The sequence below is a fragment of the Streptomyces sp. NPDC085931 genome (assembly GCF_044540565.1).
GTDB lineage: Bacteria > Actinomycetota > Actinomycetes > Streptomycetales > Streptomycetaceae > Streptomyces.
Window position 1 is genome coordinate 94,165 of sequence record NZ_JBITSK010000021.1, and the last position, 19,609, is coordinate 113,773.

Genomic DNA, 19,609 nt, shown 5'->3' on the forward strand with positions numbered 1-19,609 from the left:
GACGCCCCGCCGCTGACGCAGGTCACCGGCGGGGCGGGGGCTCACTCGGGGCGGTCGGGATTCGCCCGAACGGCGGACACGGCGTCCCGTCGCGGGGGACGCCGGAGGGCCGGAATCAGACCCGGACGCCGAACATGAAGGGACCGCCGATGGTGTTCATCGACTCGTAGCGGACGACCGTGCCGGTGCGCGGGGCGTGGATGATCTGCCCGTTGCCGGCGTAGAGACCCACGTGGTGCAGGTCGTTGAAGAAGAAGACCAGGTCGCCGACCTTGAGCTGGCTGACCGAGTAGATCTTGGTGCCGATCGTGGTCTGCGCCTCGGAGGTGCGCGGGATCTGCACGCCGGCGGCCGCGTAGGCGCGGGAGGTCAGGCCGGAGCAGTCGAAGGAGCTCATGCCGGTGGCGCCGTAGACGTAGGGCTTGCCGAGCTGGCTCTGGGCGAAGGCGAAGGCGGCGGCGGCGCGGCCGGAGCCGGGCGGGACGTCGGCGGTCAGGGCGTCGCGCTCGCTGGCCCGGGTGGCGCGGTTCTGCTCCTCGGCGAGCTTGGCCTTCTCGGCGGCGGAGAGGCTGTTGAGCAGCTTCTGCGCGGAGGCGAGCTTGGCCTGGACCTCCTTCTTCTTCTTGCCGAGTTCGGCGCGGGTGGAGGCGAGGTCCTTGAGCTTCTCGGAGGCCTCGGCGCGTTCCTGGGCGAGTTCGCGCTGCTTCTCCTGGACCTTCTTCAGCGCCTCGACCTGCTGGCCGCTCAACTGGTCGAGCGTGGAGGCCTTGTCGAGGTACTCGTCCGGGTCCGAGGAGAGGAAGAGCTGGACCGAGGGGTCGATGCTGCCGGTGCGGTACTGCGAGGCGGCGGCGAGGCCGAGGCTGTCGCGCAGCTCGTTGAGCTCCTCCTGGCCGCGGGCGACGTTGTCCTGGATGGTGGAGATCTCCTTCTGGAGCTTCTCCTGCTTCTCCTTGGCGCCGTTGTACTTCTCGGTGGCCTGCTCGGCCTCCTGATAGAGCTTGTCGACCTTGGTCTTGACCTCGTCCTTGCTCGGCTTCTCGCTGGGGGCGGCGTTGGCGGCCTGCGAGCTGAAGGCGACGGCAGCGGCGGCGGCGGTGGTCAGCACGGTCACTCGTGCGCGGCTCGGCTGCTTGGGACGACGGTGGGACGCCACGGGTGAAAAAGCTCCTTCTCGGCCCCTCCGCCGTCTCTCCCGATGAGTGATCACCCGAGCGGAGGTCTGGGGCCTGACCCTAGTGACCTTCCTGTGATCAGTTCAAATCCTCAGATGAAAAATCGCGTCACGGAAGGCCAACTTTTCCCCTGGACTCACAGCCGGTGAGACCCACTTGACGCACCGTGGCACACCGGCCCCGCCAATCCGGGCATCACGCCCGGAGGTTACGCATGGGACGTACGGCCCCTAGGCCCTCGAAAGGCGCTTGAGGAGCATCGCGGAGGCGACCGGCCGGGCGCCGGCGCGGGCCACGCCGTCGGCGACCTCGCGGTCGGTGGAGGCGACGATGACCGGGCGGCCGGGCGGTTCGGCCCGCACCAGCTGGCGGATGAGCTCGTCGGCGGTGACGCCGGGCTTGGAGAACAGCACGCGCACGCCGCGCGGCGGTGCGAGCAGCACCGGGGCGGCCAGTTCGGCGCCGTCGAAGACACACGTCACCTCGGCCCCGCTCTGCGCGGCCAGTTGGGAGAGCTGCCCGAGCAGGCGCAGGCGCTGCTTCTCCAGCGGCATCTGCGGATAGCCGGTCTTGGTGACGTTGTAGCCGTCGACGACCAGATGGGCCTGCGGCAGCGCGAGCAGCTGGTCGAGGACCTGCGGGTCGTTCTCCGACAGGGCGCGCGCGGCGATGTCCTTGGGGGTCATCCGGCCCGGCTCGACGGCGTCGACGGTCTCGGCGGGCCGCACCGACACCGGCGGCAGGGCGAGTTCGCGGCGCAGCCCCTGGGTGGCGTCGAGCAGGGTGTCCAGCAGCAGCCGGACGCGCATGTCCTCGACGCTGCGGCCCTCGCGGGCGGCGCGCCGGGCCGCCTCCAGGGCGGCCTCGGTCTCCCCCAGCCGGGCCTTGAGCCGCCGGGTCTCGCTCTCGGCGGCGGAGACCTGGGCGTGCGCGTCGGCGCGGACGGCCTCGACCTCCCCCTGGACCTTGCGCAGGGCGGCCTCGCCGCGCTTGACGTCGCTGAGGGCGGCGCGCAGCTTGCGGTGCAGCGACTCGGTCTCCTTCCTGGCCGAATCCAGTTCCGCGCGCAGCCGCTCGGTCTCGGCCCGGGTGTGGTCACGGGCCCGGTCGAGCTCGGCGCGCAGCCGCTCCAGCTCCGCCCGGTTCTCCTCGTCGGCGCGCTCGGCGTCGGCCCGCTGGGCCTCCTCGCCGGCGGCGGCCACCAGCTTCACCCAGCCGGGCGGCCGCAGTACGTAGGCCGCGGCCGCCACGTCGAGCGGGTCCGCGGCCGGGGGCGGGGAGCCGGAGTCGAGGGCGCCGGTCAGTTCCGGCTGGGACTCTCTGAGCTTCTCCCCGATGCGCTGCCGGAACAGCGGGTCGGTCTCCAGCGCCGCGGCCATGGCGTTGCCGGCGAACTTGGCGCGGCGGTTCGGGGCGAATCTGGCGTACTGCCGAAGCTGCGCGGGCAGCTCGCCGACCGTCAGCGAGCCGAAGCCGTCCGAGACGATCTGCACGACCCTGCGGCGCACGCCGTCGGGCAGCGGACGGTCGAGCACCTCGGCGGCGCCGTCGCCCGGCCCCCCGCCCGTGGTCTCCACCATCCGTCACACCCCAATGCTGTGCGGGGCCCGCTCCGCTCAGGAGCCGGCGCCCGGCCTGTCCACGAGTTCCACCTGGTCCACCGCGTTGCACCAGCGGCAGCGCACCGACTCGATGGTCTCACTGAGCACCTCGCGCTCCTCGACCTTCGGCTCTCCGGCCAGGTCCAGGTGGACGTACTCGACGACCTTGGACGAGCGGGTCACGTCGAACCTCGTGAGGTTGCCGCAGAGGGTGCAGCGCCACCGCGTCGAGGCGGTCGGCAGGGGAACCGTCATCGTGACCTGTTCTCTTTCCTTCTAGTGTCCGTGACGCGACCGGCCTCCCCGGTGCGTGTGGTCCGTAACCCTACGGCCTGGCGGGTGCTCGCCGCCCGCGTGTCCACGGCGGCGAGGCGGTCTGTGCGGTTGCGTCCGGTTACGTCATGATCTGTATTCATGATCAGGAAGTGGAGTGCGTCGATCGTCCGGGGCGGCGCAGCGATCAGGGGGTCGTCGGCGCCGGTGACGTACGCGCTGATCGCCCTGTGCTGCGCGGTCTTCCTGGCCGGACCCGGTTCGGGCCTGAATCCCGCCTACGGCTCGGGGGACGAGCTGCTCGCCGCCCAGCGGGCCTACTTCCGGCGCTGGGGCGTGATCCCCGCAGAACTGTTCGACGGGTCCGGTAGCTCGCCCCTGACCCCCGCGACGGCGCTGTTCGTCCACGGCAGCTGGGTGCACCTGCTCGGCAACATGCTCTTCCTCTACGTCTTCGGGGCGATGACCGAGGAACGGATGGGCCGCGTGCAGTTCACCCTGTTCTACGTCGGCTGCGGCTACCTGGCCCTGCTGGGCTACGCCGTCGCCAACGCGCACTCCGAGCAGTCCCTGGTCGGTGCCTCGGGAGCCATCTCGGCGGTCCTCGGCGCGTTCCTGTACCTGTTCCCCCGGGCCCGGGTGACCAGTCTCCTGCCGTTCCTGTTCTTCCTGCCGGTGCGCTTCCCGGCCTGGATCGTGCTGCCGTTCTGGGCGGCCCTGCAGTGGCTGGCGGCGGGCCGGGCCTCGGCCGGGCCGGGGGTGGCCTACCTGGCCCACCTCATCGGATTCGCCCTGGGCTTCGGCTACGCCTCCGTCCGCTACGGCCGCCCGACCGGCCCCACTAGAGTGAAGGCCGCCCCAGCTCCGGCCCCCGAGGGAGAGAACCAGCCGTGATCACCGCGATCGTCCTCATCAAGACCAGCGTGGACCGGATCCCCGAGATCGCCGAGTCGATCGCGGCCCTGGACAACGTCAGCGAGGTCTTCTCCGTCACCGGCACCTACGACCTGATCGCGATGGTCCGGGTCAAGGAGCACGAGGACCTGGCCGAGGTCATCCCCGGCCGGATCAGCAAGATCCCCGGGGTGGAGGGCACGGACACGCACGTGGCGTTCCGCACGTACTCGCAGCACGACCTGGAGGCGGCGTTCGCCCTCGGGCTGGACGCCTGAGGCACCGGCCGGCCGGGTCCCGGATGAAGAGTTCTTCATCGGGGCTTCATCCCGCTCCCCGGTTCGCCCGCACAGGATCGGGCCCATGGCCTTCTCCCGTCGTATGGCGGCCCTGTCCGCCGTCGTGCTGATCCCGCTGGGCATCGCCGCGACCAGCTACGCCCTCGCGGACCGTCCCCAGGCGCCCAGGGTGCCGTCCCAGCAGGTCGAGCTGGACCGCGGCACGCCCTCGCCCACCTCCACGCTCCGGCCCTCCTCGTCGCCCGCGCCGGGCGGATCCGCCCCGGGCGACGAGGTGGTCTCGCGGCCCCCGGTGACCGACAGCCCAGCGAGTGACGATGATGACGACGACCGCGGCCGGGACACCTCCGACGACGGACCGGGCGACGACGACGGCCCCGGATCCGACGGCTGACCCCGGACGCCGGCGGATCTCCGCCCGGGTCCGGATCCTGCTGTGGCTGCTGCTGGTGATGGCGGTCGCCCTCGCCTCGGTCGCCATGACCACCCGCTCCTACCTGCTGCGGGACGTCGACAACCGGGTCGACCGGCTGCTGACGCAGGAGACCGGCGAGTTCGCCAACTTCGAGAAGCACGGCGGCGACCCGCGGACCGGCCTGCCGTTCACCGACGCGGACCGGCTGCTGACGGTCTTCCTGGAACGCCAGTACCCGGACGCCGACGAGGAGCTGATCGGCCTGGTCGGCCGGGTGGGCGGCGGCCCCCGGCAGATCCGCCAGCCGCACGACCTGCCCGTCGCCCTGCCCCTGCACCGCGACCCCGAGGCGCGGCGCCGCATCTTCGACTCGCCCGCGTCCTCCGGTGTGCTGCGGCGGCCGCAGGGCGAGATCCGCTGGGCCAAGGTCACCGTGGCGCAGCCGGGCCGGGAGCCGGACGCCGCGTTCGTCGTCGCCTTCCACCCGGAGCGCGAGCAGGCCCGGGTGAACACCGTCTTCCGTACGCTGCTGGTCATCTCCGGGGTCGCCCTGCTGCTGACCACCGGCATCGCCTGGGCGGTCGCGGGGCGGATCCTGCGGCCGGTGCGGGTGGTGCGCACGGCCGCGGCGCAGCTCACCGAGCAGGACCTCACCCGCCGTATCCCGGTGCACGGCCACGACGACATAGCGGCCCTGGCGGAGACCTTCAACGGCATGCTCGACCGGCTGGAGCGGGCCTTCGCGGCGCAGCGCGAGTTCGTCGACGACGCCGGGCACGAGCTGCGCACGCCGATCACCATCGTGCGCGGCCATCTGGAGGTCATGGGCGACGACCCGGCCGAGCGGGAGGAGACGGTCCGGCTGGTCACCGACGAGCTGGACCGGATGAGCCGCATCGTCGAGGACCTGCTGCTGCTCGCCAGGGCCGAACGCCCCGACTTCGTCACGCCCGAGCCGGTCCAGGTCGCCGAACTGACCGCCGACGTCTACGTCAAGGCCCGCACCCTGGGCGAACGCGACTGGCGGCTGGACCCGGTCGCCGACCTGGAGGCCGAGCTGGATCCGCAGCGCATCACCCAGGCCATGGTGCAGCTCGCGCAGAACGCCGTGCAGCACACCACCACCGGCCAGACCATCCGCATCGGCTCCCGCGCCGAGGGCCCGCACCTGGAGCTGTACGTCGCCGACTCCGGGCCCGGCGTGCAGCCCCAGGACGCCGAGGTGATCTTCGAGCGCTTCCGGCGCGGCACGGCCCGCCGCGGCGCCCGGGGCTCCGGGGCCGGGCTCGGGCTGTCCATCGTCAAGGCGATCGCCGAGGGCCACCGGGGGCGGGTACGGCTCGACCGCACGCCCGGCGGCGGCGCCACCTTCGCTCTCGTCCTGCACGCACCCCGGGCACCGGAAGGGGACCTGCCGTGAACCGCATCCTCATCGTCGAGGACGAGGAGCGCATCGCCTCCTTCGTGGAGAAGGGCCTGCGCTCCAACGGCTTCACCACGACCGTCGTCACCGACGGCGACGCCGGCTACGAGTACGCCCTGACCGGCGGCTTCGACCTCGTCGTCCTGGACATCGGGCTGCCCGGCCGGGACGGCTTCACGATCCTGCGCGAGCTGCGCGAGGCACGGGTGTCCGTGCCGGTGATCGTGCTGACCGCGCGGGACTCGGTGCGGGACACGGTGGCCGGGCTGGAGGGCGGCGCCGACGACTGGATGACCAAGCCGTTCCGGTTCGAGGAACTGCTGGCGCGGGTCCGGCTCAGGCTCCGCACGGCGGCGCGGGCGCCGGAGGTGACGGTGCTCAGGTCGGGCTCGCTGAGCCTGGACCTGCGCACGCGGCGGGCCCGGTCCGGGGAGCGGACGGTCGATCTGACGGCACGTGAGTTCGTGCTGCTGGAACTGTTCCTGCGGCACCCCGGGCAGGTGCTGTCCCGGGAGCAGATCCTGTCCCATGTGTGGGGGTACGACTTCGATCCGGGGTCCAACATCGTGGACGTGTACGTGCGGACGCTGCGCAGGAAGCTCGGGGCGGAGCGGGTGGAGACGGTGCGCGGGATGGGGTACCGGCTGCCGTAGGGCCGCGTGAACGCCGTGGCCGGGTGCGGGTGGCGTGTGGCCGGTCGCGCAGTTCCCCGCGCCCCTGAGGTGGCGCACCTGAAGGTTCCTTCATGTGGAACTCATCGGCGGCTCACCGCCCGGGACGATCCTCGACGGTGTGACGCTGAACCTCCGCACCACCACCGCCCTGTGCGTCGCCCTGTCCGTGTGCGCGCTGCTGGCCGTGCCCACCAACGCCCCGGGGCTCGGCACCGACGCGCGGCTCACCCTCGTCGTGTTCGTCCTCGCGACCTGCGCCTGGATCGGGACGACCATCGACGACACCTACATCGCCCTGGGCGCCGGGCTCGCGCTCACGGTGACCGGGGTGATCAGCAGCGACACCCTGTTCGGGACGCTCGGTGACGCCACGGTCTGGCTGCTGATCTGCGCGTTCGTGCTGGCGGCCGCGGTGAGCCGGACCGGGCTCGCGGGCCGGGCGGCGGTGTTCCTGGTCAGCGGGGCGCGCAGCGTGCGCCGGCTGGTGCACCTGACCACCGCCGCCCTGGTCGTCACGGCGTTCGCGGTGCCCGCCACCTCCGGCCGGGCCGCGCTCGCGCTGCCGGTGTTCCTGGCCCTGGCGAAGGTCCTCGCCGACCGGAAACGACTGGTCGTGATGCTGGCGCTGCTGTTTCCGACGGTGATCCTTCTGTCGGCGGTGGCGACCCTGATCGGCGCGGGTGCGCATCTGATCACCGTGTCGGTGCTGTGGGAGACCACCGGGCAGCACATCGGCTTCACCCAGTGGCTGCTGCTGGGCCTGCCGCCGGCCGTGGTCTCCTCGCACCTGGCCGCCGAGCTGGTCCTGCTGACGACGACCCGGCGCACGGACCGCGGCGGCCCGGTCCGCATCACCCCCGAGCAGATCCAGGAACACAGCGAGCAGCCGGTGACCGGCCCCTGGAGCCAGGCCGAGAAGCGCTGCGCCCTGCTGCTGGCCACGGTGGTGCTGCTGTGGTGCAGTGAGCCGCTGCACCGGGTGCCGCCGGCCGTGGTCGCGCTGATCGGTGCCGTCATCGCCTCCTCGCCGGCCCTGGGCACCGTGCGCCTGAAGGACGCGCTGAGGACCGTCCCCTGGTCGCTGCTGCTGTTCATGGCGGCGACGATGGCGATGGGCGTGGCGCTGGCCGACTCGGGCGCGGCCGGATGGCTGGTCTCGGGGCTGCCGGCGGGCGCGACCCCGGTGACGTTCCTGGCGGTCGTGATCGCGGTGAGCACCGCGGCCCATCTGGTCCTGCAGTCCCGTTCGGCCCGCTCCTCGGTCCTGGTGCCGCTGGTCGTGGCCGCCTCCGCCGCCGTCGGCGTCAACCCGGTCGCAGCCGCCCTCGCCTCCACCGCCGCCGCCGGCTTCTGCCACACGCTGCCCGCCTCGGCCAAGCCGGTCACGCTCTTCGCGCAGGTCCCCGGCACCCCCACCTTCACCCCGCGCGACCTGCTGCGCCTGTCCGCCGTCCTGGGCCCGCTGACCGCCGTGCTCGTCCTGCTGTTCGCCGTCGCGGTGTGGCCGCTGCTCGGCGTGCCCGTCACCCGTTGAGGAGCCCCGCATGCTGAACCGTGTCGTCGTAGCCCCCAGTGGCTTCAAGGAGTCCCTGTCGGCCGAGGCCGCCGCCGACGCCATCGCGGCCGGGGTGCGCCGCGTCCTGCCCGGCGCCGACCTCGACCTCGTCCCGCTGGTGGACGGCGGCGAGGGCACGGCCCTGGCCCTGGCCACCGCGACCGGGGGCAGGATCGTCACCGTGCCGGCGACCGGCCCGGTCGGGGAGACCCTCGCCACGCACTACGCCCTGCTGGGCTCCGGGGACACGGCCGTGGTGGAGATGGCGGCGGTGGCGGGCCTCTCCCTGGTCCCGCGCGACCTGCGCGACCCGGGCGCCACCACCACGTACGGCGTCGGCGAACTGATCCGCGCCGCCCTGGACTCGGGCGCCCGGCGGATCCTGGTCGGCTGCGGCGACTCGGGCACCTCCGACGGCGGGGCGGGCGCGCTCCAGGCGCTGGGGGCCCGGCTGCTGGACGAGCGGGGCCGCGAACTCCCCCGCGGCGGCCGGGAGCTGACCCGGCTGCGCCGCGTCGACGCGACCGGCCTCGATCCCCGGCTCGCGGACGCCGAACTCCTCGTCGCCTGCAACCCGTACAACGTGCTGTGCGGTGAGCGGGGCGTGGCCCGGGTCTTCGGACCGCAGAAGGGGGCGACGCCCGCGCAGGTGGAGGAGTTGTCGGCGGCCCTGGAGAACTGGGCGTTCGTCCTCACCCGGGACGCCGCCGCCCCGGGCACCGAGCTGCGCACCGGCCCGGGCACGGGAGCCTCCGGCGGTCTGGGGGCCGGGCTGGCCGCCCTGGGCGCCCGGCTCCTGCCCCGCTTCGACGTGCTGCTGGACCACCTCGACCTGGACGCCCGGCTGGCCCGCGCCGACCTGGTCGTCACCGCCGAGGGCGCCCTGGACCACCAGACGCCGCGCGGCAAGGTCCCGGCCGAGGTGGCCCGCCGGGCCAAGCGGTACGGGCGCCCGGTCCTGGCGCTGGCCGGCACCCTCGGCGAGGGCGCGCACCAGGTGCCGGGCGTGGACGCCTGCCACGGCATCCTGCCCGCCCCGATGGAGCTGGCGGAGGCGCTGCTGCGGGCGGGCGAGCTGCTCACCGATGCAACCGAACGGGCCCTGCGGATGATCGTCCTGGGCGCCCGGCTACCGCTTCACGCCGAGGTGTCCGGGACGCAACGCCCTTCCTCCGTACGGTAGTTCCACTTGGCGCCGTCCGTGACCAGCTCCTTCACCGCGTGCACGAACCGTTCGACGTGCTCGTCCGGCGTACCGGCGCCGAAGCTCACGCGGACGGCGTTGAGGGACTTCTCCCCCGGCGCGGCCTCCGGCGCCCCGCACTCGCCCTGCGTCTGCGGGTCGCTGCCGAGCAGCGTGCGCAGCAGCGGGTGGGCGCAGAACAGCCCGTCCCGCACGCCGATGCCGTACTCGGCGGAGAGGGCGGCGGCGAAGTGGGAGCTGTTCCAGCCGTCGACGACGAAGGAGAGCACGCCGACGCGCGGGGCGTCGTCCCCGAAGAGGGACAGGATCCGGACCTCGGGCACCTCGGCGAGTCCCGTGCGCACCTTCTCGATCAGGTACCGCTCGCGGGCGACGAGGGTGTCGAACCCGGCCTCGGTGAGGGCCTTGCAGGCGGAGGCGACGGCGTAGGCGCCGATGACGTTCGGGGAGCCGGCCTCGTGGCGGGCGGCGCTCTCGTGCCACTCCACGTCCACGCCCCCGTCCGCACGCCGCGCGACCTTGCGGCTGGCCCCGCCGCCCGCGAGGTACGGCTCCGCCGCGCGCAGCCAGTCGGCCCGCCCGGCCAGGACGCCGGAGCCGAAGGGCGCGTACAGCTTGTGCCCGGAGAAGGCGACCCAGTCGACGTCGAGGTCCGCGACGGACAGCGGGTGGTGCGGGGCCAGCTGGGCGGCGTCCAGCACGATCCGCGCCCCGTGGGCGTGCGCGGCGGCCGCGAGCTCCCGTACGGGCCACAGCTCGCCGGTGACGTTCGAGGCGCCGGTGACGCAGACCAGGGCCGGCCCGTGGGGGTCCCGGCCGGCCAGGGCGCGCTCCAGGGTCTCGACCGCCTCGCGGTGGCTCCTCGGGGCGTCGAGGTAGGTGACGCGGGCGTCGCGCCAGGGCAGCAGCGAGGCGTGGTGCTCGGTCTCGAACACGAAGACCTCGCAGCCCTGCGGGAGGGCGGCGGCGAGGAGGTTGAGCGAGTCGGTGGTGGAGCGGGTGAACACGACCTGGTCGTCGGCGCGGCAGCCGAGGAACCCGGCGACGGTCCGGCGGGCGTTCTCGAACAGGTCGGTCGACAGCTGGGACAGGTAGCCGGCACCGCGGTGGACGCTGCCGTAGTACGGCGCGTAGGCGGCGACGTCGTCCCAGACCCGCTGGAGCGCCGGGGCGCTGGCGGCGTAGTCGAGCGCGGCGTAGGTGACCTCGCCCCCGGTCACGAGCGGCACGGTGACATCCCGGCCCAGAACGGGCAGCGGGGCACAAACGGAGCGGTCGGCGGCAACGGTGGAGACGGACATGGCGAACTCCCGTGAGAGACAGGGGTGAAGGAAGAGAGAAGGGGATGCGGAGGCGGGGCTCTGCGGCCCTATCGCATTCGCTGACTCACGGAAGACTCCTCGTCGACCAGGACCCCTGGTGTTCGCGAGGGGTCCGCGCTTGCCGCAGACCTCGCTGCCTGCGGCCTGGTCTTCACCCGGGGCACCCCGCCACGGACGGAGGGTTGCCGGACAGTCGGCCGGGGCCTCATGACTGTCACTCATGACCTGACACGGGAACGTACGTGAAGTGATCGGCGTCCCGCAACCCGAGTCCGGATCGCGGGACGCACCTCACACGCGGCCCGTCACGCGTTGCTGGCGGCCACCCAGCGCTCCAGGGACCGCTTGGCGGCTCCCGAGTCGATCGACTCCGCCGCCCTGGCCATGCCGGCGCGGATCTGCTCGGCCAGCGTGCCCGTGCCCGGCTGAAGCGCCACCAGCGCCGCGGCCGAGTTCAGCAGCACCGCGTCCCGCACCGGGCCCCGCTCGCCCTCCAGCAGGCGGCGGGCGACCTCGGCGTTGTAGGAGGCGTCCGCGCCGCGCAGGGCCTCCACCGGGACCAGGTCGAGGCCCACCTCGCGCGGGTCGAACGCCTCCTCGGTCACCTTGCCGTCGCGCACGACCCAGACCCGGGAGGTGGCCGTGGTGGTCAGCTCGTCGAGGCCGTCGTCGCCGCGGAAGACCAGGGAGGAGTGGCCGCGCTCGGCGAAGACTCCGGCCACGATCGGCGCCATGCGCGGATCCGCCACGCCGACCGCCTGGGCCCGGACCTTCGCGGGGTTGGTCAGCGGACCGAGGACGTTGAAGATGGTCCGGATGCCCAGCTGCCCGCGGGCCGCGCCCGCGTACCGCATCGACGGGTGGAACTTGGCCGCGAAGCAGAACGTGATCCCGGCCTCCTCGGCCACCCCGGCCACCCGGTGCACCGGCAGCTCCAGGTTGACGCCGAGCTTCTCCAGCACGTCGGAGGCGCCCGACGCCGAGGACGCCGCGCGGTTGCCGTGCTTGACGACCTTCACGCCCGTGCCGGCGACGACGATCGCCGACATGGTCGAGATGTTCACCGTCCTGGCCCCGTCGCCGCCCGTGCCGACGATGTCGACCGCCGGGCCCGGCACCTCGATGACGTTGGCGTGCGCGTACATCGCCCGGACGAACCCGGCGATCTCCTCGACGGTCTCCCCCTTGGCGCGCAGCGCCACCACGAACCCGGCGATCTGCGCGTCCGTCGCCTCGCCGCGCATGATCAGGTCCATCGCCCACGCGGTGTCGTCCGCGGTCAGGTCCCGGCCCTGCAGCAGGCCGTTCAACAGCAGGGGCCAGGAGCGGCCCGCCGCGGTGTCGCCTCCAGCGGGGGTCACAGCGCTCATCAGCCGCTCCAGGGTCAGGTGTCCCGCACTACGGGACGAGAGTCTCAACGAGGTCCACCCTATCCAGCCCCAGACGGCGCGAAGGGCCCCGTCCGAACACCGGACGGGGCCCTTCGTGTGGCGTGGCGAAGCAGTGATCAGTGGTGGCCGTGGCCGCTCGTGATCTCCCGGTACTCCTCGACGGTGGGCTTCGGGATCTGGGCGCCCTCGCCGTAGTAGGCGTCGCTGAGCTTGGCGCGCAGCTTCTCGGAGCCCTTCACCTTGCGCTCGACACCGTTCTCGTCGACCGTCGGGCCGAGCTCGACCGGCTTGTACTGCTCGTGCGCCGTGAGCGTGTACATCTGCTCCTGACTGAGCGGCTCGTGCACCTCGATGAACTCACCGTGCGGCAGGCGCTTGATGATGCCCGACTCGCGGCCGTGCAGCACCTTGTCCTTGTCCCGGCGCTGCAGGCCGAGGCAGATCCGCTTGGTGATGACGAACGCGATGACCGGTCCGACGAAGAACCCGATCCGGACGAACCAGGTGACCGCGTTGATCGACAGGTGGAAGTGCGTGGCGACGATGTCGTTGCCACCGCCGATCAGCATGATCATGTAGCCGGTGACCCAGGCGACACCGAAGGCGGTGCGCGTCGGGGCGTTGCGCGGCCGGTCCAGGATGTGGTGCTCGCGCTTGTCCCCGGTGACCCACGACTCGATGAACGGGTACAGGGCGATGATCGCCAGGAACAGGCCGAACAGGACCAGCGGGATGAACACGCCCAGGACGAGCGTGTGACCCCAGAAGTTGATCTCCCAGCCCGGCATGGCGCGGACCAGGCCCTCGGCGAAGCCCATGTACCAGTCGGGCTGCGCGCCGGTCGACACCTGGTCGGGCCGGTAGGGGCCCAGGACCCAGATCGGGTTGACCGTGGCGATGCCGGCGAGGGCCGCGATGACACCGAAGACCAGGAAGAAGAAGCCTCCGGCCTTGGCCATGTAGACCGGCAGCAGGGGCATGCCGACGACGTTCTTGTTGGTCCGTCCGGGACCCGCGAACTGGGTGTGCTTGTGGTAGAAGACCAGGATCAGGTGGCCGACCACGAGCCCGAGCATGATGCCCGGCAGCAGCAGGATGTGGATCGAGTAGAACCGGGCGACGAAGTCGGTGCCCGGGAACTCCCCGCCGAACAGGAACATCGAGATGTACGTGCCGACGATCGGCACGGACAGGATCGCGCCCTGCGTGAAGCGGACACCGGTGCCGGAGAGCAGGTCGTCCGGGAGCGAGTAGCCGGTGAAACCGGTGAACATGCCGAGGACGAACAGCAGGAAGCCGAACAGCCAGTTGATCTCGCGCGGCTTGCGGAACGCGCCGGTGAAGAAGACGCGCATCATGTGCACGAACATGCCGGCGAGGAAGATGATCGCCGCCCAGTGGTGGATCTGCCGGATGAGCAGACCGCCGCGGACGTCGAAGCTGATGTCCAGCGTGGAGGCGAACGCCTCCGACATCAGCTGCCCCTGGAGCGGGACGTAACTGCCGTGGTACTCCACCTCGTTCATCGACGGGTGGAAGAACAGCGTCAGGTACACACCCGTCAGGATGATGATGATGAAGCTGTAGAGGCAGATCTCACCCAGCATGAAGGACCAGTGGTCCGGGAAGATCTTGCGCATGTTGGCCTTGGCCAGGGAGTAGATCCCCAGGCGGCCGTCGGCCCAGTCGGCGACCCGCTCTCCGGCGGGCGCCTTGCGGCGGTCGTCCTTGTTACTCATCCGCGCTCCCAGAAGGCAGGACCGACGGGCTCTTCGAAGTCGCCGAGCGCCTCGAGGTAGCCCTCGTCGTTCACGCCGATGCGCAGCTGCGGCAGGGCGTGACCGGCGGGACCGAAGATCACTCGGGCACCGTCGGACAGGTCGAAGGTGGACTGGTGGCAGGGGCAGAGCACGTGGTGCGTCTGCTGCTCGTACAGGGAGATCGGGCAACCGACGTGGGTGCAGATCTTCGAGTACGCGACGATGCCCTCGTGCGACCACTCGAGCTCGCGCTTGTCCTTGATGTTCTCCGGCTGGATCCGGACGATCATCAGGGCGGCCTTGGCGATCTCGTTCTGGAACTCGTGGTCGTGCTCCTCCAGGCCCTCGGGCTTGGCGAAGGTCAGCGAACCGACGGCGACGTCCGAGGGGCGCAGCGGCTGGTTCGTGTTCATGTTCACGAGCAGCTTGCCCTTGGACCACAGCGTGTGGCGGAGCTTCTCGCCGGGCAGCGGACCGAGGTCGCGCAGCAGCACGACACCGGAGAGCGGCACCAGCGTGAGCGCGCCGAGCATGGTGTTGCGGATCAGCTTGCGGCGGCCGAGCGCGGACTCCTTGGCGCCCTGCTTGAAGTCCGCGAAGACCTTCTCGCGCACCTCGGGCTCCGCCTCGATGGGGTGCCGCTCGTCGGCGATCTCCACGTCCGACATCAGGGTGCGCGCCCAGTGGACGGCGCCCGCGCCGATGCAGAACAGCGCGATGCCGAGCGTGATGCCCAGCGCGAAGTTCAGGGCGCTGATGTGGCCGAGCGGGAAGATGTAGACCGACTTGTCGACCGGGATCGCCACGAACGCGGCGATGAAGGCGATGGTGGCCAGCATCGACACCGTGAACATCAGGGCGACCGAGCGCTCGGACCGCTTAGCGGCCCGCTCGTCGATGTCCTGGATCCGGTGCTCGTGGGGCGGCAGGCCCGGGTCGGCGAACGGGTGCTTCTCGTCCGCGACGCTGACCCTGCCGTGCTCGTCATGTCCTGCGGACCGCGCGGCGGGCAGGTTCTCTTCTGGAATCTCTTGGCTACTCATGACTTCTTGGCCTTTGCGGTCCGGGCGGCGACCCACACGGCGACGGCGATCAGTCCGCCGAGACCGAAGATCCAGCCGAAGAGGCCCTCGCTGACCGGTCCCAGACCGCCCAGTTCGAGGCCACCGGGGCTCTCGGTCTTCTCGCTGTTGACCGCGTCGAGGTACGCGATGATGTCCTTCTTGTTCTTCTCCGACAGCGTGGTGTCGGGGAAGGACGGCATGTTCTGCGGGCCGGTCTGCATGGCCTCGTAGATGTGCTTCTGGGAGACGCCCTCGAGGCTCGGCGCGTACTTGCCGTGCGTCAGCGCGCCGCCCTTGCCGGTGAAGTTGTGGCACTGCGCGCAGTTGGTCCGGAAGAGCTCACCGCCCTTGGCGATGTCGGCGCCCTCGGGGCTGTACTGGTCCTCCGTCGGGACGGCCGGGCCGGCGCCGAGGGAGGCGATGTACGCCGCGAGCTGGTCGATCTCGGCCTGGGTGTAGATGTTCTTCTTCTTCGGGACCTGCGGGCCCTGGGAGGTGGCGGCCGGCATACGGCCCGTGCCCACCTGGAAGTCGACGGACGCGGCGCCCACACCCACCAGGCTCGGGCCGTCGGAGGTGCCCTGACCGCCGGTGCCGTGGCAACTGGCGCAGCCGACCGAGTAGAGCTTCTTGCCCTCCTCGATGGTGAGGGACTGGGCGGATTCGTCGGCCTGCGCCTTGCTCGCGGGTGCGAACGCGGCGTACAGCCCCCCGGTGCATGCCAGCGCGAGGAGTAGGACGACGAGCGCCGCCATCGGGTGGCGTCGTCGTGCGGAGAGCTTTTTCACGGATTACCCCGGTGTCAGGATCTTCTGCGTCGATGCTTCTGGGATGCGCGCCTGGTGGGGCGCGGCGGATGCGGGCCCTGCTACTTGATCATGTAGATCGTGGCGAAGAGGCCGATCCAGACGACATCGACGAAGTGCCAGTAGTAGGACACGACGATCGCGGCGGTCGCCTGCTCGTGGGTGAACCTCCGGGCCGCGTAGGTCCGGCCCAGGACCAGCAGGAAGGCGATGAGGCCGCCCGTCACGTGCAGGCCGTGGAAGCCGGTGGTCAGGTAGAACACCGAGCCGTACGGGTCGGAGGACAGGGACAGGCCCGCGTCCTTGACCAGCTCCGTGTACTCGAAGACCTGACCGCCGATGAAGATCGCACCCATGATGAAGGTGACGATGAACCACATCCGCAGCTTCTTCACGTCACCGCGCTCGGCGGCGAAGACGCCGAGCTGGCAGGTGAGGGAGGAGAGCACCAGGATGGTGGTGTTCGTCGCCGAGAACGGGAAGTTGAGATGGCTCGCCATCTCCTTCCAGTGATCGGGACCCGTCACCGATCGCAGGGTGAAGTACATCGCGAAGAGGGCCGCGAAGAACATCAGCTCGGAACTCAACCAGATGATGGTTCCGACGCTGGTGAGGTTCGGCCGGTTGACCGACGGGTGCGCGTGCCCGGTTTCTACTGTCGTTGCTGTCGCCACGACCGACATTATGTCGGTCGCTTATCCCGCCCTCACTCCGGGGGGTGCCGTTCGGAGTGTCTAAGCCGGTCGTACCGGTGTTGACGTGGTGTTCAAGGGAGTAGCATCCGGCCCAACGGGCCTGTCCTTACGACGCTGACGTCACGGAGGAACAATGCAGCCGACCGCCACGGTGCTGGTCTACAGCGACGACTCCAACACCCGCGAACAGGTGCGGCTCGCCACCGGCCGACGGCCCGCCCCGGACGTCCCCGTGGTGGAGTTCGTGGAGTGCGCGACCCCGGCGGCGGTGATCAAGGAGCTGGACCGGGGCGGCATCGACGTCTGCGTCCTGGACGGGGAGGCCGTGCCCATGGGCGGCATGGGTGTCTGCCGCCAGATCAAGGACGAGATCTTCGAGTGCCCGCCGGTGCTGCTGCTGATCGGGCGGCCGCAGGACGCGTGGCTGGCGACGTGGAGCCGCGCGGAGGCGGCGGTGACGCTGCCGGTGGAGCCGGTGGAGTTCGCCTCCGCCCTGGCGTCCCTGCTGCGGGAGAAGGCGGCTCTGAACGCCTAGGAGACCGGCGTCTAGACGCTCTGCGGACGCAGCCGGGCCCTGTCCGCCGGGGTGGGGCCCTCCGGCGTGCCGCCGACCAGGGCGCTGCCGGTGCGCCACTTGGTCCAGTCGAGGTTCCAGTCGCCGTAGCCGTTGCCGAAGGGGGCCATGGTGTCGCCGGCGGAGTTGACGACCTTGACGATGTCGCCCTCGCGGACGTTCTCGTAGAACCAGGCGGCGTTCTCGGTGCTCATGCCGGTGCAGCCGTGGCTGACGTTGGCGTACCCCTGGGAGCCGACCGACCAGGGGGCGGCGTGGACGTACTCGCCGCTGTTGGTGACCCGGACCGAGTGGTGGACGATCAGGTCGTAGAAGTCCGAGGCGCCGATGCTGGCGCTGGTCATGCGGACGGTGCCCTCCTTGGCGAGGACGACCTTGACGCCGTTGCGGGTGTCGTAGCCGGGCATGCCCGTGGTGACCGGGATCTCGCGGACGACCTCGTCGTTCCGGTAGACGGTCATCCGGTGGGCCGCGGCGTCCGTGACGGCGACGACCTTGTCGGCCGTGGTGATGGTCAGCGGCTCGGCCTTGCCGCCCCGCATGCGGTCGCCGACCCTGATGCCCTCCAGGTTGCTGCTGACCTGGACGGTGGCCTGGGCGGGCCAGTAGTCCTTCGGGCGGTAGTGGAGCTTCCTGTCGTCCACCCAGTGCCAGGCGCCGTCCGTCGCGGGCGTGGAGGAGACCCTGAGCGCGCGTTCGACGACGGCCCGCTGCGCCTTGTCCTTGACGGGCTGGCTGAGCTCGGCCGTGATGGGCTGGCCGACGCCGTAGGTCCCCGCCTTGGGCCCGAAGGTGACGTCCAGGCGCTTGTGGGTGACCGGCTTGCCGGTGTCGAAGGTGAGGACCTTGCGGCCGGGTGCGCCGTCCTCGTCCTCGGTGCTCACCCGGACCGTGTAGCGGGCGTCGGCGGCGAGCGGCGAGGTGCTGTGCCAGCGACGCCCGTCGGCGGCGAGTTCGCCCGCCACGTGGCGTCCTGCGGCGTCGTGGGCGGTGACGTCGGTGATGCGCCCGTCGGAGTCCTCGGCGACGACTTCCAGGGGCTTGTCCGGGTCGGCCTTCCGGCCGCCGTCCGGGGCGTTGAAGGAGATCTGGTCCGCCGCGTCGTAGGGGCGGGCGGCCAGGGGGTTGCCGCCGGAGCCGCAGGCGGTGACGCCCGCGCTGAGGGCTATGACCAGCAACGCACAGCCGGCGGCGGTGCGGGGGCGGGAGATCGCTGTGTGGCTCATGGCCTCACGCTAGGAAGTCGCGTCAACAGCGGCACGCCGACTGACTCGTACGAGTGACATGGATTGCGTCGGAGGGAGCAGCCCACGACCAGGGGCCCGGACGCTCCTGGCGGAGTGTCCGGGCCCCTGCGGCGCTCGGTGCGGTGTTACTGGGTGCGGTTCTCACCGCGGTAGTACTCGAAGACCCAGCCCCAGATGCCGATCAGGATGATCGGCAGCGAGAAGTACATCAGCCACCAGCCGATGGCGACGGCCAGGAAGGCCAGGGCGCCACCGATGGCCAGGGAGAGCGGCTGCCAGCTGTGCGGGCTGAAGAACCCGACCTCGCCGGCGTCGTCCGCGACGTCCGCCTCCTTGTCGTCCTGCGCGCCGACGTCCACCCGCTTGGCCGTGAAGCCGAGGTAGAAGCCGATCATGATGCACAGGCCGAAGGCCAGGAAGAGGGCCGTGGTACCGGCCGGCTCCTTCGACCACACGCCATAGACGACCGCCATGACGAGCACGAAGGCGCTCAGCCACATGAACATCTTGCCCTGGATCTTCACTTGCCGGCCTCCTTGCCGCCAGCCAGAGCCTTGTCGCCGTGACCCACGTTCTCGAGCTGGTCGAGGGCGGCGATCTCCGGGTGGTGCAGGTCGAACGCCGGGGATTCGCTGCGGATCCGCGGCATGGTGATGAAGTTGTGCCGCGGCGGCGGGCAGGAGGTGGCCCACTCCAGGGAGCGGCCGTAGCCCCACGGGTCGTCGACGCCGACCGGCTTGCCGTACTTGGCCGTCTTCCACACGTTGTAGAAGAACGGCAGGATCGACATGCCGAGCAGGAAGGAGCTGATCGTCGAGATCGTGTTCAGCGCGGTGAAGCCGTCGGCCGCCAGGTAGTCGGCGTAACGACGCGGCATGCCCTCGGCGCCCAGCCAGTGCTGGACCAGGAACGTGCCGTGGAAGCCGATGAACAGCGTCCAGAAGGTGATCTTGCCCAGCCGCTCGTCCAGCATCTTGCCGGTCCACTTCGGCCACCAGAAGTGGAAGCCGGAGAACATCGCGAACACCACGGTGCCGAAGACGACGTAGTGGAAGTGGGCCACCACGAAGTAGGAGTCGGACACGTGGAAGTCCATCGGCGGCGAGGCCAGGATGACACCGGTCAGACCACCGAAGGTGAAGGTGATCAGGAAGCCGGTGGCCCAGAGCATCGGTGTCTCGAAGGACAGCGAGCCCTTCCACATGGTGCCGATCCAGTTGAAGAACTTCACACCGGT

General features: G+C 71.1%; 20 protein-coding genes and 1 riboswitch. Of the genes, 8 read left to right on the forward strand and 12 right to left on the reverse strand.

Going from position 1 to position 19,609, the window contains the following annotated elements:
• Positions 1-115: 115 nt before the first annotated feature.
• The 3 genes from ACIGAN_RS33005 to ACIGAN_RS33015 all read right to left on the reverse strand — a co-directional run bounded on the left by ACIGAN_RS33005 (position 116) and on the right by ACIGAN_RS33015 (position 3,031).
• A complete protein-coding gene (locus tag ACIGAN_RS33005; protein WP_365092856.1) occupies positions 116-1,156 on the reverse strand; it encodes a C40 family peptidase in 1,041 nt (346 codons plus the stop codon).
• A gap of 249 nt (positions 1,157-1,405) precedes the next feature.
• Positions 1,406-2,755 carry an NYN domain-containing protein gene (locus tag ACIGAN_RS33010; RefSeq protein WP_399863045.1) on the reverse strand — a complete coding sequence of 450 codons (1,350 nt, stop codon included), beginning with the start codon at positions 2,753-2,755 and terminating at the stop codon, positions 1,406-1,408.
• A gap of 36 nt (positions 2,756-2,791) precedes the next feature.
• Positions 2,792-3,031, reverse strand: a complete 240-nt coding sequence (locus tag ACIGAN_RS33015) for a hypothetical protein (RefSeq protein WP_010048941.1) — start codon at positions 3,029-3,031, stop codon at positions 2,792-2,794.
• A gap of 159 nt (positions 3,032-3,190) precedes the next feature.
• On the opposite strand from ACIGAN_RS33015, the gene ACIGAN_RS33020 reads away from it, so the two are divergent.
• From ACIGAN_RS33020 to ACIGAN_RS33050, 7 genes are all read left to right on the forward strand, one after another.
• Positions 3,191-3,943, forward strand: a complete 753-nt coding sequence (locus ACIGAN_RS33020) for a rhomboid family intramembrane serine protease (protein WP_399863046.1) — start codon at positions 3,191-3,193, stop codon at positions 3,941-3,943.
• Complete coding sequence (locus ACIGAN_RS33025) at positions 3,940-4,221, forward strand: Lrp/AsnC family transcriptional regulator (protein ID WP_365092848.1); 282 nt, start codon at positions 3,940-3,942, stop codon at positions 4,219-4,221. The genes ACIGAN_RS33020 and ACIGAN_RS33025 overlap by 4 nt, the downstream gene beginning before the upstream one ends.
• 85 nt (positions 4,222-4,306) lie before the next feature.
• Positions 4,307-4,636, forward strand: a complete 330-nt coding sequence (locus ACIGAN_RS33030; protein ID WP_365737277.1) for a small secreted hydrophilic protein — start codon at positions 4,307-4,309, stop codon at positions 4,634-4,636.
• Positions 4,563-6,077, forward strand: coding sequence for a sensor histidine kinase (locus ACIGAN_RS33035; protein ID WP_399863062.1), 1,515 nt, complete (start codon positions 4,563-4,565; stop codon positions 6,075-6,077). Before ACIGAN_RS33030 ends, ACIGAN_RS33035 begins: the two co-directional genes overlap by 74 nt.
• A complete protein-coding gene (locus tag ACIGAN_RS33040) occupies positions 6,074-6,733 on the forward strand; it encodes a response regulator transcription factor (RefSeq protein ID WP_365737276.1) in 660 nt (219 codons plus the stop codon). Before ACIGAN_RS33035 ends, ACIGAN_RS33040 begins: the two co-directional genes overlap by 4 nt.
• Positions 6,734-6,872: 139 nt before the next feature.
• Positions 6,873-8,288, forward strand: a complete 1,416-nt coding sequence (locus tag ACIGAN_RS33045; RefSeq protein WP_399863064.1) for an SLC13 family permease — start codon at positions 6,873-6,875, stop codon at positions 8,286-8,288.
• A gap of 10 nt (positions 8,289-8,298) precedes the next feature.
• Positions 8,299-9,492 (forward strand): glycerate kinase, encoded by a 1,194-nt coding sequence (locus ACIGAN_RS33050; RefSeq protein WP_399863049.1) that lies wholly within the window; start codon positions 8,299-8,301, stop codon positions 9,490-9,492.
• Here the strand turns inward: ACIGAN_RS33050 and ACIGAN_RS33055 are convergent.
• From ACIGAN_RS33055 to ACIGAN_RS33080, 6 genes are all read right to left on the reverse strand, one after another.
• The gene (locus ACIGAN_RS33055; protein WP_399863051.1) at positions 9,447-10,814 is read right to left on the reverse strand and encodes an aminotransferase class V-fold PLP-dependent enzyme; all 1,368 of its coding nucleotides are present in this window, start codon (positions 10,812-10,814) and stop codon (positions 9,447-9,449) included. The two genes, ACIGAN_RS33050 and ACIGAN_RS33055, sit on opposite strands and share 46 nt — an antisense overlap.
• A gap of 130 nt (positions 10,815-10,944) precedes the next feature.
• A riboswitch (SAM riboswitch) is annotated at positions 10,945-11,061 on the reverse strand.
• A 79-nt stretch (positions 11,062-11,140) separates the two neighbouring features.
• Positions 11,141-12,205, reverse strand: a complete 1,065-nt coding sequence (trpD, locus tag ACIGAN_RS33060; protein WP_365737271.1) for an anthranilate phosphoribosyltransferase — start codon at positions 12,203-12,205, stop codon at positions 11,141-11,143.
• Between the two features lie 137 nt (positions 12,206-12,342).
• Positions 12,343-13,965, reverse strand: coding sequence for a cytochrome bc1 complex cytochrome b subunit (locus ACIGAN_RS33065; RefSeq protein WP_365092832.1), 1,623 nt, complete (start codon positions 13,963-13,965; stop codon positions 12,343-12,345).
• Positions 13,962-15,029: a cytochrome bc1 complex Rieske iron-sulfur subunit gene (locus ACIGAN_RS33070; RefSeq protein ID WP_365092829.1), complete on the reverse strand. Its 1,068-nt coding sequence runs from the start codon at positions 15,027-15,029 to the stop codon at positions 13,962-13,964. Before ACIGAN_RS33070 ends, ACIGAN_RS33065 begins: the two co-directional genes overlap by 4 nt.
• Positions 15,026-15,838: a cytochrome bc1 complex diheme cytochrome c subunit gene (locus ACIGAN_RS33075; protein ID WP_365092826.1), complete on the reverse strand. Its 813-nt coding sequence runs from the start codon at positions 15,836-15,838 to the stop codon at positions 15,026-15,028. Before ACIGAN_RS33075 ends, ACIGAN_RS33070 begins: the two co-directional genes overlap by 4 nt.
• Before the next feature lie 80 nt (positions 15,839-15,918).
• Positions 15,919-16,539: an aa3-type cytochrome oxidase subunit III gene (locus ACIGAN_RS33080; RefSeq protein WP_365092823.1), complete on the reverse strand. Its 621-nt coding sequence runs from the start codon at positions 16,537-16,539 to the stop codon at positions 15,919-15,921.
• 145 nt (positions 16,540-16,684) lie between these two features.
• On the opposite strand from ACIGAN_RS33080, the gene ACIGAN_RS33085 reads away from it, so the two are divergent.
• Positions 16,685-17,086: a hypothetical protein gene (locus ACIGAN_RS33085; RefSeq protein WP_399863054.1), complete on the forward strand. Its 402-nt coding sequence runs from the start codon at positions 16,685-16,687 to the stop codon at positions 17,084-17,086.
• An 11-nt stretch (positions 17,087-17,097) separates the two neighbouring features.
• On the opposite strand, the gene ACIGAN_RS33090 is transcribed toward ACIGAN_RS33085, so the two are convergent.
• The 3 genes from ACIGAN_RS33090 to ACIGAN_RS33100 form a co-directional block, all read right to left on the reverse strand.
• The gene (locus ACIGAN_RS33090) at positions 17,098-18,351 is read right to left on the reverse strand and encodes a L,D-transpeptidase (RefSeq protein WP_399863056.1); all 1,254 of its coding nucleotides are present in this window, start codon (positions 18,349-18,351) and stop codon (positions 17,098-17,100) included.
• A 146-nt stretch (positions 18,352-18,497) separates the two neighbouring features.
• Positions 18,498-18,896 carry a cytochrome c oxidase subunit 4 gene (locus ACIGAN_RS33095; RefSeq protein WP_365092815.1) on the reverse strand — a complete coding sequence of 133 codons (399 nt, stop codon included), beginning with the start codon at positions 18,894-18,896 and terminating at the stop codon, positions 18,498-18,500.
• On the reverse strand, positions 18,893-19,609 hold a 717-nt coding region (locus ACIGAN_RS33100), incomplete at its 5' end, for a cytochrome c oxidase subunit I (RefSeq protein ID WP_399863059.1). The genes ACIGAN_RS33095 and ACIGAN_RS33100, both read right to left, overlap by 4 nt.